Origin of the sequence: Nitrospira tepida (genome assembly GCF_947241125.1) — a bacterium.
GTDB lineage: Bacteria > Nitrospirota > Nitrospiria > Nitrospirales > Nitrospiraceae > Nitrospira_G > Nitrospira_G tepida.
This window is the reverse complement of record NZ_OX365700.1, coordinates 3,823,601-3,835,960: the sequence shown is the minus strand read 5'-3', so window position 1 is coordinate 3,835,960 and position 12,360 is coordinate 3,823,601. Positions and strand designations below refer to the sequence as shown.

Below are 12,360 nucleotides of genomic sequence, written 5' to 3'. Positions count from 1 at the left end.
CCGGAGGCTCGGAGGAGGACGGCGATCCGAGCGGTCAGAGGCCGCCGGATGTCGCACCGAGAAGAGCAGGACGCTCATGATTGAAGAATCCGTCGAGACCGCATCGTTCCCGCAGGCCGGAGTAGAGGAGGTCGGCCAGCGGCTCGAGGTTGATGCAATCGGCGGCGTTGTAGGCCAACAGCCGTTCGAGCGCCGCCGGATCGTGCCCGCGCCGCCACTGATTCCACAGGCGCACGGCATCCCACCCGTCCAACCCGTCGATCCCAGCCGGCCGTTCGATGCCGGCCTGCCGTTCTACCTGTTTGAGCCCGCCTCTCCATTGGAGCGCGCGGCCTGCGAAACGGAGATCCAGATGCGCGTGATCAAGCGGGAGCCGCGGGAATTGGCTTCGTAAGCAAGGCAAGTCGAAGCCGGCGCCGTTGAACGTGACGAGCAGGTCGTATTGCGAAAGGTGCTCGCCGAGCCGCGCCTCCGTCAAGGTCTCCCCGCGAACGAGCTGTACCATCCGGCCCTGTCCGAACAGGCCGACGACGGTCACGTCGCCGAAAGGGCCGGCAGTCTCGATATCAAGGAAAACGGTACGTGGACGGAGCCATTCATACAGCCGCCAGTGCTCGCGCGTCTTGAGGCGCGGCGCAAACCAACGTGGATTGTCCCTTTCATACTGCTCTTGCGCGGCCTTCACCAGCTCATCATAGTGTGTTTTCCAAGTCCCGCTGACACGGGGAATCCGGCAGGTCTCCAGGAACGTTTGCCAAGTGAGGATGCCGCTCGACCACAATTGCCGCTCGCGCACGGCGGCGATGCCGGGAAGGAAGAGAAAAGTGGATGCAATCATGATGTCTGCGCCATCGTACCATGACCGTGCCGTGAATGGAGCGGCCTCCATCCACCCGGGTTGCGGTTGCCGGTTGATCAGGCCGTTCGATGCAGGCACAATGGGAGCGAGCTGTCGAGCGCGAACGAACCAAGGAGCGGATATGCGGTCAGGTCGAACGATATCGGCGGAACTGAAGCCACCTGCCTGGATGAGTCATCTCGTGCTCTGCCTGATGTTGGGGGCCTTTGCCTCCGGCTGCGTCGCGCTGGCGGTCGGCGCGGCGGGCGGAGTGGCCGGGGCCGTGTACGTGATGGGCAAGCTCAAGGATGAAGTGAATCACGACGTCCCTACCGTCCACGCGGCGGCCGTGGAGGCCATGAAGGACTTGGATCTGAAATTGTCAGAAGACAAGGCCGACAAGGTGTCGGCCCATCTCGAATCAGAATTCGCCGACGGGAAACACGTCTGGATTGATCTGGAATCTATTCCGGAGAGCCGCACCAGCCTGACCATTCGAGTCGGGCTCACCGGGGACGAGGTGCGGGCAAGAAAAATTCATGAGGCGATCAAGCGCCACCTGCCGTCGTCCGCGTAAGACATCGCCGTGAGATACCCCTGGCTGGCAACCAATCCTGTTCGGCCTCCGTCTCGTTTTCTGCGTCCATACTCTTCTCACCCTCTCTCCTTTGCCCTCCACGGGGAGAGGAGGCGGTGAAGAGGACGCAACGACTATGGCGCAGGACCAAATTCCCCGCCAAGCCCCGCCGGCACGTTCATGATTGCGTTCGGGTCCGTCGAGATTTCCCAGGCATTGTCATGACTGGCGCCGGATGAGGTCCAGCCTCTGGCGTACAGGAGCGAGAGGACTGGTTCGCTGCCGGAAGCCCCGTGGGGCGAGGCAGACCAGGTGCCGACGACGCGTCCGACGACCGTGATGCGGGCCCAATGGCGATACTGGCCGGAAAACCGGCTCCGGTTCGACGCGGTCACCCAGAAGTAGCCGGCCTCGGGACTGTCCTGCGTCACCGGACGGTGGGGGCGGTAGGTATCATCGAGCGGACGATTCTTGAGCCGGACCCAGAGCTGGTCCTGATCCAGCCGCTCCTCCACAACCACCCCGCCCAGCATCACAACCTTGTCGCGATACCGATCGGGATGGGCCATGAGCGCCGTCAAGGTCACGTCCTTTTCCGCCTGCGCGAGGTATCGTGGAGGAACCGGAGGGCGGCAGCCTTCCGTCGCACAGACAGCAAGGAAGAGGAAAGCAATAATGGCCAAGCGAGGCGATTTCAACTCGAGCGATTGGCTTGGCGCCAACGATGCGGTCGGCTTGTTCATGGCAATAATGATCGGATCTATGTCGGCCCTACAAGTTTCTGCTTGCCTCAAGTGGCGGCAAGGGCCTCCTTGATACCCTGGTCCGGGGATCGGATGCAACAGGTCATCCCGAACCAGCCGCCTCCCGTTTCGCTCGTTCGGCCAGGATATCGGCCTGCCTCGTCGGTTCGGGAACCCGGTATCCCTTGCCACAGGCGAGCGTCAATCGGACGGCTTGGGCGAGGCCGATGCGATGACCGACCGAGACGAACACTGGTCGCACATTGTCGCAGGTGCGGAGGACCGAGCCGATCACCTTCTTGTCGCGGCTGAGGAGTGGGGAAGTCGCTCCCCGCTTGGGCCCGGGCTCGCGATAGCCGCCGATCAACCGTGACTTGGCGCAGCCGATCGTCGGCTTCTCCAGGCACAGGCCGATGTGGCAGGCCAGGCCGGCCGCGCGGGGATGCGACAGACCGTGCCCATCGATAAACACGACATCGGGCTCATGTCGAAGTTTCGAGAAGGCGCGCAGGAGCGCCGGCGCTTCACGAAACGACAGGAGACCGGGAACATAGGGAAAGGACAGGCGATGGCGTGATACGGCCGTCTCGACGACCTCGAGATCGGGATAGGCCAGCACGACGACGGCCGCATAGACCTGCCGAGCGTGAAGATCGAAGGCGGCGTCGGCTCCCGCGACCAATTTCGGACGAGGCGTCCGTCCCCGCGGGATCACGAGGGCTCGTATCTGTTCTTGAATCCGTACCGCCTCGCGCGGGGTGACCGTCCAGGAGTGGAACTGCCCGACGTTCATGGCCGTGCAGCTCCGTCCCTGATCCGGGCCAATCGATCGAGAAACGAGGTCCACTGGGTCCCAGGCCAGAACAGGCGCCGGCAGGTAGGGCAGCACATGAAGGTCGGGTATTGGGATGCCACAACCGGCGGGATCAGCGGAGCAGCCTCCGCCGCCGACATGGGAATGAGCGCGGTATTGCAGTCGGCGCAGCGATGGGCCGTTTGATCTCCGACCGACAAACGCAGATGGAGTTCTCGGCGTAGCTGCCGAAGCTGGTCCTGGACATGATCGTCGGCGATCAAGGTATGCCGCCCGCGAAGTACACGCCGCCGGACGAGATAGCGGTCCCGGGTCAGGAGCCATCGGTCTTCGGCGAGGACGCGCGCGGCCAACTCATCGTCGGCAATGAATTTCTCATAGGCCGTATCGTAGCCGAGCATCCGGAGCCAGCGCGCAAGGCGCCCGAGCATCGCGTCGGCGAAAAAGGCCCGAGCGAAGCTGTCGTTGTGGCCAGCGCCGTCGGCATGATCGGCCTGGTTGGACGGAGCTTCCTGCGGCATGCGCCATTGTACCCTGGACGGTCCGAAATCCCGTAGGCGCGGGCTTCGCGCATCTCGTCGAGCCTTGTCTTGAATGGCCGCACGAACGACGGGTAAGCTGTGCCGGGAGGTCGTTCATGCCCAAGGAAGGCAACAGAGAAGATCCCGGCAAGAAAACGGCCGAAGCCTCGCAGGATCGAGAGACGCGAAGAGACGGGGACGAGACCCGAACCCAAGACCGTCAGCCGGAGCTGTCGGTTCGGCGGCTCCTCGACCAACAGCCGGAGTTCATGGGATTCCTGCGACGGCGGCTTGGCAGCGAGACGGTTGCGGAGGATCTGTTCCAGCAGAGTCTGGTTCGGGCGGTCGAACGTTACCATTCGCTCAAGCACGACGAAAGCGTCGTGCCCTGGTTTTATCGGATTCTGCGCCATGCGGTGATCGACTACTATCGAGCCCACGATGCGGAAGCGCGCCGCGATGACGCCTATTTGCGTGACCTTGTCCAGGCCGGCGAGGACCAGGAGCCGGCATTCGACGAACTGAAACCCTCCGTCTGCGCCTGCCTCTCTCGCCTGTTGCCGACGCTCAGGCCGAACTATGCCGAATTGATCCGCCGCATTGATCTCGGCGGCGAAGCCTCTCAGCGGGTCGCCGAGGAGTTGAACATTTCACAGAACAACCTCACGGTCCGGCTCCATCGCGCCCGGCAGGCCCTGAAGGAAAGCCTGGAAGAGACCTGCGGGATCTGTACGACCCACGGCTGTCTTCATTGCACCTGCGAGTGAGCCGCGGTCTGAGCGCTTGCCCCACACGTGCTTCCCCCGTCGTGCGGGCGGTCGCACCGCACTGTAATAATCGACACCCTCTTCCGTCTGTAGTGGTGAACAGGCGAAATCCTTCGCCGGTCGACGATCAGGAGGGTAGACGATGATCACCACAGAACAGGCGCCGGCAGCCATGTCTCACCATGAACTTCATCACCATCAGGACCACAGGCATGACCACCATCATCACCAAAGGGAGGAAGTCGACAACAGGACCTCCTTGAATCGGGTGGCCTTCTCCGCGACAGTCCATTGCTTGACAGGCTGCGCCATCGGCGAGGTCGTGGGAATGGTGATCGGGACGGCCTTGGGCTGGGGCAATTGGGAGACCGTGACCTTGGCGGTCGGGTTGGCCTTTGCCACTGGGTATGCCATGACGCTCTGGCCGCTGCTTCGTGCCGGGCTTGCGCCGGCGACGGCATTGGGGCTCGCCTTCGCGTCGGACACCTTATCCATCACCACGATGGAGATCGTGGATAATGGATTGATGCTGGCGATACCCGGCGCAATGGAGGCCGGGCTGGGCGATCCCCTGTTCTGGGGCAGCCTTGCGCTCTCCATGATTATAGCGGGGGCCACAGCCTTTCCGGTCAACCGCTGGTTGATCGCACGCGGTCAAGGCCATGCCTTGGTGCATGCGCATCATGGGCATGAATGAAGCGAGCCTCTCAATCAAACGAAATACCGGCGCGCCCTGCATCCGACCGGGCGCGCCGTCAAGGAGCGGTATGAACAGAACCAATCTTGTATGGTTCGCCGGCGCGCTTCTGTTGCTGGTCGGGCTCGGGGCGTTCGCCGGCTGCTCGGAGTTCGAGCCGCGCGACAAACGGTTTTACTACCGGGCGCTCTGGAACTTCGCCCTTCGGGAAGATTTGGCCGAGTTGGACAGCGAGTTCAATGGCGTGGACTTCGGGCATGCCAATCTCTACGAAAACCTGTTGCTGACCGGAGGCCGGGACGTGGACGCGATCGAGAACCGGGCCCGCAAAGAGACGCTGGCGTTCATCGCGACCAAGCCGACGCTGAATCCCAACGAGGAGGCGATCGCTCCGGCCTACATGAAGCTCGCATGGCGCGCGCAGAATACCTTCGACGAAGCGCATGCATTGCATCGGGCGACGTACGACATCATGGTGGCCGACTTGTCCGACCGGGAGGAAGAGGCGGCGATCCGGAAGGTTCTGGCCTATTATCAGGACAGCCGCTATGCGCTGACGGCACGGCGGTTGGACCATCACCGCCTGGATGCGTTCCCGTACTCCGGTGAGTTCCGGCGGCGCTTCCCGCTGTTCAACGCCACCATCTGGTCCTATCACTATCTGCAAGTGGCGGTCTATGACCCGCTGCAGGCCGCCCCGAATCTCGACGAGAAAACGCGCGCGGTCCGGCCGATCTTGAGCACCTATCGGGGCTATCTGGAACGGCCGCCGGTGCACTGGACCTTCATGCCCTTGACCGCCGAATACAGCCCCTCATTCGCTGCCCGCTATCCGGAGGTGGCGAATATCTTCGACAACCTCCACATGTTGCACGACAACATCAGCGACATCCTGGCGAGCGGCTTGCTCCCGACCTGGGAGGTCAAGCGGGCCGAGATCTATCGCCTCGTGGATTCGTACTATCTCGCCTCCGCTGATGCGACCAACCCCATGATCGTCCAAGAGGGGCATGAACAGCATTCCATGCCTCCTGTCCAGCCATCTAGCGGCGCCCCGCCGTCCGTTCCCGGTCAACCGGCGCCCTCGAAGCCCGCCCACCAGCATCACGAGGTGCAGTAACCATGCATCGGTGGATCGTCGGCCTTTTTCTGTCTGTTGGCGGATGTGTGATGGCCATGAACGTGATCAGTGAATCGGCGCTCGCGCTGGACCATGACAATCTCGACCCGAATCGGCCGATCGCGATCGAAGACGCCTACGCCATCCCCGAGGGCGAGATGGGGGTGGAAGGAGGCGTCCGGTTCAACGACCGTCGCCGAGGCCGGACACAGGCGACCTTTCAGCCGCAGATCATCTACGGCGCCTTTCGCAACACGCAGATCGAAATTCAGGGCGATCTGTTCACGGACCCGCAAACCGTGGTCGGCGCCAACAAATCCGGGGACCTGCACCTGGGTCTGCTCTATAACTTCAACACCGAGACGTTGAGGCTGCCGGCCTTCGCGGTGCGCGTGGAGGCGGACCTGCCGACCGGCGTCAACTCGCGCGGGGTGGATACGCAGATGACCGGGATCATGACCCGCTCGTTCGACCGCTGGCGCCTGCACGTCAACGCCGGCTATACGGTGCTGGGCTCGCCGCAAGGCCAGGAGCGGCCGGGGACCTATCGGGCCATCGTGGCCGTCAGTTATCCGTTCGGTTATCCTATGCGGTTTCGCGAGACCGTGATCGCGAGCCTCTACACGCGCCAATCCGATCTTCGAGGACAGTCGAACCATACAGGCATCGAAATGGGCGTGCGGCATCAATTCACCTCTCGCGTTGTGCTCGATGCCGGGATTGGAACGGAATTCCTCGGCCCTGCCGACCGGGCGGCCTTACAGGGGACGGTGGGGGTCTCGGTGGGGTTCTAGCAGGATGCTGAAAAAGTCCGCCAGCTTTGTTCTCGCGTCGTTCAGAGGCTCGACGTACCGAAAAGCGTACGCCTTGTATCTTGGAATTGTGGTACATGAGACATACGGAATGTGACAGATCGATACGCCTCCGGTCCGAAGAGACCGCGGCCGAGCCGGGTCGTCACATTCCCTATTCCATAAGCCCGCACAGTTGCCTGGGCCACCGAGCCCGCATCAAGACAAGGACGGGCTTCACCAAGGAGGAGGCGATGCAGACATCGTCGGTGTGTGTCGGAATTGATATCTCGAAAGCGCAGCTGGACGTCGCCATGCGGCCGGCTGGCACGCCGCTGAGCGTCCCGTATGATGCCCAGGGAATCAGCACGGTGATCGCACGGCTGAGCCAGGTATCGCCGATACGGATTGTCGTGGAAGCCACCGGGGGCTTGGAACGGCCGTTGCTGCGGGCGCTGGTGGACGCCGCCTTGCCCGTGATCGCGGTCAATCCGCGCCAGGTCCGGGACTTTGCCAAAGCGACGGGCCGGTTGGCGAAGACCGATACGCTGGACGCGCAGGTGTTGGCCCGCTTCGCAGAGGTCATCCAACCGGAAGTGCGGGCGCTCCCCGATCCGCAGACCGCGGAACTGGCGGCCCTGTTGGCGCGACGCCGCCAAGTGCTGGCGATGCAGCGGGCCGAGCAGAACCGGTTGGACCGAGCTCCAGCCCGCGTGCGGAAGCGGATTGAAGCCCATCTGCGCTGGTTGCGCACCGAACTGGCCCGGCTCGACGAGGACCTCGATGACATGATTGAAGAGAGCCCCATCTGGCGTGCACGCGAAGATTTGTTGCAGAGCGTGCCCGGCATCGGACCGGTAATGAGTCGCACGGTCTTGGCCGAGCTGCCGGAGTTGGGCTTGCTGAATCGCAAGCAAATTGCGGCCTTGGTGGGCGTCGCGCCCTTCAATCGGGACAGTGGGCGGCTGCGCGGCCGACGCACCATCTGGGGTGGGCGGGCCCCCGTCCGCACCGCGCTGTACATGGCGACCTTGGTGGCGACGCGCTGGAACCCCGTCATCCGGCAGTTCTACCAGCGACTGCGTACCGCCGGCAAAGCATCCAAGGTCGCGCTGGTCGCCGCGATGCGCAAGCTGCTGACCATTCTCAATGCGATGGTACATCATGGGACTCCATGGCAACCGGCCGCTGCACGGAGAGCTTGACATTCAAGACAGTTGCTCGCCTCCTCGCTCGTTGCGGCCGCGCTGGACGGCCTTTTTGAGCATCCTGTACGGCGTATAACTGTCGTCTCAGACCCCGCCTATCTGTGGCAATTTGAGGGATCGAAAGCAGTTTTCCCGCAACCGGCTAGGGCATCGCCGGCCGTCGTCCGTCAGGCGTCAATCGTCAAGCGGGAAGGCTGGTTGAAACAACGAAATGAATATCGAGGGAACCTCACTTCCGATAGACTGGTGCCGACATACGTTTCTCATCCGCGACCAGGGTGGCCGTGATGAACCAGCCGGTGAATCGGAATCCCGTTCCCGCCTCGAAAGCGGAACCCAAAGAGCGTCGTGGCCGCCGCGTGCCGATCGAATGCCGCCTGTTCCTCTTCGGAGCGAACGACTTCGAGGCCGAGGCGCGGGTGCTCGATCTCTCCGCGGGTGGCTGTCGGGCCGAGTCGAGCAGTCCGGTCGAGGTGGGGATGGAACTGAAGCTCTCGTTGTTCCTGACCGACCATCCCTGGCCGATCAGGATCGACGGCGCCATCGTGCGCTGGGTTTCTGGGGACACGTTCGGAGTCGAATTTTTTTCGATCCGACCCGCCGTTCAAGACCGCATCAGAAAGTTCGTCAGAGACCATCCTGCCGGCAAGCTGTAATCCCGTTCCGCCGCCTCCGCTCCTGCTGCTTTCCAGGAACTTCTGTTCCGACACCGCGGATCGTCAACCGTCAAACGTCAATCGTCAGACGTAAGAAAAGTGGACGCTCTTGAAACCGTGACGCCCGTCGCCGTAGGGTTCGGCTCGGTATGAAGCCGGTGGCGCAGGAAGAACGGACGGGCTGTGGGATCGCGGCCGTGGCCACGTTGGCCGGCGTCACCTATCAAGAAGCCAGGAGGGCGGCGCTCCGACTTGGCATCAGCGCCTCAGATCCGCTCCTCTGGTCGGACCAGTCTCATGTTCGCCGGTTACTGGCCCAGTACCACATTCACTTGGCCAAGAACGAAGCGCCGTTTCGATCCTGGGAGGCGTTGCCGGGCGTTGCGCTACTAGCGATCAAGTGGCACCGCGCGAAGGGGCTGGCCTTCTGGCATTGGGTCGTGTTCCACCGCGGGCCTGACGGCCCGGTCGTGCTCGATTCCAACCGATCGCTGCGTTCCCATCGCCGCAGGGACTTCGGCCGCCTGAGGCCGAAATGGTTTATCCCCCTCACCTTGCCTCGACTGTCGAACAGCCGTCGTTCGGCAGAGCCCAACCCTCGGCGGGAATGAACGCTGTCAATTCGATCGTTCCGACAAGGCGATCGCCACGTCCGTTTCGAGCGCAAATCGGCCTCGTCCCCGCGGGACAAGCCGGATGTCGGGGCACTTCTGCTCCAAACGTTTGCGCAGCAGAATCAGCCGGCTTTCGAGGTTGTCCTTCAATTCCGGCAGGCCCAGCCACCCATCCATGCGCAGCGCCCGATTCGTGAACTCCGTCCGGCCTTCGTCCTGGTATTGGCGCAAAATCCGCCACAGAATGCGGCCCGGGACGTTCCGGATCAGGTATTCACCGTCCACGAAAACACAATCATCCTCCCGGAAGAAGCAGAACGACCGAATTCTTGTGGCAGTCGGAGATGCCTGTGCGCGCCCCGGTCGTCCCGGCTCCAAGGGAGCAGCCTCTTCGCTCTCCCGTCCGAGTTGGTCGATGCCGGCCGCCAACTGCCCGCCGATGATCGCGAGCAACGTTTCTTCCTTTGCCTGAAACGCCCCCGGGTCCCGGCTTTCCACCGCCAGCACCCCCACGAGCCGGCCGCGGGCCTGGAGCGGGACCGCAAGTTGGCTGCAGGCCGCCTGCAATCCTGGCAGCGGGATTTCCCGGCTTATCTGGTCCAACCCGGCGAGCCTGTCCGCCCGATCACGGGCGGCTCGCGCATAACGGAGGCTGTGGTCCAGGCCCGCGAGCCTGAGGCCCCGCTTCGCGAGGGCGACAGTGCCGATCAGTCCTTCTCCGTAGCCGATCTCCGACCCCACCCCGTTGGCCGGATAGCCGCGGCTCGCGATCGTGAGCAGCTTCCGGGTCTTGTCCTCGGCGATCAGAATCAGCGCATGGCGGAAGCCGAAGAACTCATCGAGCAACTGAAGCGTGCCGTCCAACAGGTCTCCCAGCAGTTCGGCGCGATTGATCCGTTCGACGATGACGCGAAGGGCCGCCAGCTCGTGGCTGACGAACAACGGATCGGCGCGCTCGGAAGGAGGCGGCTCGGGCAGCCTGGTAAAGCCTGCCACCCGCTCGATCTCCAGCACGCGGTAGACGTCGGCGGCACGCAGGCGAAAGACCTCCGACATGCCCACGTGCGAGGCGATGGCTTGAAGCTGGAGCGACATGGACTCGAACAGCGGTCCGGAGGATTCGGACCGCTCGTAATGGAGGCGCATCCGGTAGGCCTGCAACGTGCGGGGATCCATGAACATGATGCAGGCGTAGGGGTGCTCGGAAATGTTACGGTGGGTCTTGTTGAAAAACTGAAACGAGATGGCCACGTGGGACGCATCGACATAGTAGACCTGGCTGACGAAACTGATGTTCGGAATGCCGTCGCGCGAACAGGTGCTGATCGCGGCGGGGATCATGCCCTGAAAACAGGGCCACAAGGATTCAAGCGACGGCGTATCGGCCCCCATCGATTACGCCCTGTCTCCCGCGCCGGGCCCCGGCGTCTGGCCGAATGACTCCTGCACATCGACTTCGACGGCGAGCACCGGGTCGGTGATCAGGGCCTCGCAGAGCTCGGCCGGGACGCCGACGGCCACGAGTTCGCTGAAAAACTCGCGCTTCCATCGGCTGCGTGGTGTCTCGTCACGCGGGTCGGCCGGACGAATAAGCCGGACAGTGCCCTTCAGTTGGCAGGCGGTGTGGTCGCTGGGTCTGGTGCAGGTGATCGCGATGCGGCCGTTCTCCCGGAGGTTGGCGAGCGTTCTCCGCGAGATTGTTTCAGTCAGGAAGACGGTGACGGACGCGGCATCCGGCTCCACCTTGATGCCCCATGCCCTCGTGCATTCGGGCATGAGGGCGTGATCGCGGGTGCCGACCATGACCGAGACGCCGGTCTCCAACAGATCACGCAGAAGTTGGGGAATCATCGTCGGTCGAGCCAGCCTGATCGCCGTTAGGGAAAAAGTAGCGACAGCTTAGCATAGTTTTAGGGAAGCGCCGCTCGCGTTCCGTGGTAGAGTCCCGCCGCGTCAGAGACAACAGCCTCGAACCGGAACCCGGTTCGCCACCGACAGACAGAAAGGAGCGCTTCCATGAAGAGTCGAAATCCTCGCACGATCAAGGTATCGAACATTCTACTTGCCGCGGCCCTGGCCGTCGGGACGACGGTGATGCCGGTTCATCAGGCGGCCGCCGAGCAGGCCGGCGCAGGGCCCGTCATTTTCACCGCCCATGATTATGGATTCAAGGGGCCGGATCGGATTCCGGCCGGCATGACGGCGGTGCGTGTGGTCAACCAGGGGAAAGGGCCGCACCACGTGCAGCTCGTGAGGTTGGCTCAAGGGAAAACGGCGGCGGACTTTGCTGCCGCGATGATGGAAAACCCGGCTCACCCGCCGGCCTGGGCGACCTTTGTCGGCGGCCCCAACGCGGTGGTGCCGGGAGGCCAAGCCGAAGCCATCATGCGGCTCGACGCCGGCGAGTACGTCTTGCTCTGTTTGATCCCGAATGGGCAGGGCGTTCCGCACCTGGCTCTGGGCATGCAGAAGCCCGTGACCGTCATGCCGGCCAAATCCGCAGCGTTCGCCGAGCCGAAGGCCGACCTGACCATTACCCAATCCGATTTCAGCTTCTCCCTCTCGCAGCCGGTCAGGGCCGGACACCATATGGTCCAGGTCACCAACAAGGGCGCGCAACCGCATGAGGTCGTGGTGGTGAAGCTGGCCCCCGGCGCCACCGCGAAGGATTGGGCTGCTTCGTTCGAGCCAGGCGCATCCGGTCCGCCCCCCGGGCTGCCCGTCGGCGGCATCGTGGGGATCGAAAAGGGAGGCCGGGGCTATTTCATAGAGGATTTCGAAGCCGGCCGGTATGGGTTGCTCTGTTTCTTCGAAGATCCGCAGACCGGCGCCCCCCATTTCACCAAGGGCATGATGCTGGATTTTTCGGTCGAGTAGAACCCTTCGCTCTTATGCGTGGCCGGCCGGATGGACCGGCCGGCCGCGCGCTCTTGTGCCTCGCGCGAGCCTGTGCTAGGAAACTACCGTCCCAAACAGGAAGCGCGGTCCTCTCCGATGTCGGACGGAAGCAATCT

At 63.2% G+C, this 12,360-nt stretch carries 15 protein-coding genes; 9 read left to right on the top strand and 6 right to left on the bottom strand.

All coding sequences use genetic code 11. The annotated features are described in order from the left end of the window. Positions 1–34 precede the first annotated feature (34 nt). Complete coding sequence (locus tag QWI75_RS18165) at positions 35–838, bottom strand: ribonuclease H-like domain-containing protein (protein WP_289270431.1); 804 nt, start codon at positions 836–838, stop codon at positions 35–37. Between the two features lie 142 nt (positions 839–980). Here QWI75_RS18165 and QWI75_RS18160 point away from each other — a divergent pair, with 142 nt between their 5' ends. Further along, complete coding sequence (locus tag QWI75_RS18160; RefSeq protein WP_289270430.1) at positions 981–1,415, top strand: DUF3568 family protein; 435 nt, start codon at positions 981–983, stop codon at positions 1,413–1,415. Positions 1,416–1,549: 134 nt separating this feature from the next. On the opposite strand, the gene QWI75_RS18155 is transcribed toward QWI75_RS18160, so the two are convergent. From QWI75_RS18155 to QWI75_RS18145, 3 genes are all read right to left on the bottom strand, one after another. Further along, complete coding sequence (locus tag QWI75_RS18155; protein WP_289270428.1) at positions 1,550–2,158, bottom strand: Slp family lipoprotein; 609 nt, start codon at positions 2,156–2,158, stop codon at positions 1,550–1,552. 103 nt (positions 2,159–2,261) lie between these two features. Continuing rightward, entirely contained in the window at positions 2,262–2,951 is a 690-nt protein-coding gene (gene nfi, locus QWI75_RS18150; protein WP_289270426.1) for a deoxyribonuclease V, read from the bottom strand. Continuing rightward, complete coding sequence (locus tag QWI75_RS18145) at positions 2,948–3,493, bottom strand: Mut7-C RNAse domain-containing protein (protein WP_289270423.1); 546 nt, start codon at positions 3,491–3,493, stop codon at positions 2,948–2,950. The genes nfi and QWI75_RS18145 overlap by 4 nt, the downstream gene beginning before the upstream one ends. Before the next feature lie 116 nt (positions 3,494–3,609). Between QWI75_RS18145 and QWI75_RS18140 the strand changes: the two genes are divergently transcribed. From QWI75_RS18140 to QWI75_RS18110, 7 genes are all read left to right on the top strand, one after another. After that, positions 3,610–4,260 (top strand): RNA polymerase sigma factor, encoded by a 651-nt coding sequence (locus QWI75_RS18140; protein ID WP_289270421.1) that lies wholly within the window; start codon positions 3,610–3,612, stop codon positions 4,258–4,260. A gap of 142 nt (positions 4,261–4,402) precedes the next feature. After that, the gene (locus QWI75_RS18135; protein WP_289270419.1) at positions 4,403–4,957 is read left to right on the top strand and encodes a DUF4396 domain-containing protein; all 555 of its coding nucleotides are present in this window, start codon (positions 4,403–4,405) and stop codon (positions 4,955–4,957) included. A gap of 70 nt (positions 4,958–5,027) precedes the next feature. Next, entirely contained in the window at positions 5,028–6,077 is a 1,050-nt protein-coding gene (locus tag QWI75_RS18130) for a hypothetical protein (RefSeq protein ID WP_289270417.1), read from the top strand. 50 nt (positions 6,078–6,127) lie between these two features. Beyond that, positions 6,128–6,871 (top strand): transporter, encoded by a 744-nt coding sequence (locus QWI75_RS18125; protein WP_289270414.1) that lies wholly within the window; start codon positions 6,128–6,130, stop codon positions 6,869–6,871. Between the two features lie 251 nt (positions 6,872–7,122). Further along, positions 7,123–8,073: an IS110 family RNA-guided transposase gene (locus tag QWI75_RS18120; RefSeq protein ID WP_289266904.1), complete on the top strand. Its 951-nt coding sequence runs from the start codon at positions 7,123–7,125 to the stop codon at positions 8,071–8,073. Positions 8,074–8,363: 290 nt separating this feature from the next. Next, entirely contained in the window at positions 8,364–8,732 is a 369-nt protein-coding gene (locus QWI75_RS18115) for a PilZ domain-containing protein (protein ID WP_289270412.1), read from the top strand. A gap of 149 nt (positions 8,733–8,881) precedes the next feature. Further along, positions 8,882–9,343, top strand: coding sequence for a hypothetical protein (locus QWI75_RS18110; protein WP_289270411.1), 462 nt, complete (start codon positions 8,882–8,884; stop codon positions 9,341–9,343). Between the two features lie 6 nt (positions 9,344–9,349). Here the strand turns inward: QWI75_RS18110 and QWI75_RS18105 are convergent, their stop codons facing one another. Further along, positions 9,350–10,738: a GAF domain-containing protein gene (locus tag QWI75_RS18105; protein WP_289270409.1), complete on the bottom strand. Its 1,389-nt coding sequence runs from the start codon at positions 10,736–10,738 to the stop codon at positions 9,350–9,352. Positions 10,739–10,741: 3 nt separating this feature from the next. Next, positions 10,742–11,197, bottom strand: coding sequence for a pyridoxamine 5'-phosphate oxidase family protein (locus tag QWI75_RS18100; protein ID WP_289270406.1), 456 nt, complete (start codon positions 11,195–11,197; stop codon positions 10,742–10,744). A gap of 165 nt (positions 11,198–11,362) precedes the next feature. On the opposite strand from QWI75_RS18100, the gene QWI75_RS18095 reads away from it, so the two are divergent. Further along, positions 11,363–12,223, top strand: coding sequence for a hypothetical protein (locus QWI75_RS18095; RefSeq protein WP_289270404.1), 861 nt, complete (start codon positions 11,363–11,365; stop codon positions 12,221–12,223). Positions 12,224–12,360: the final 137 nt, after the last annotated feature.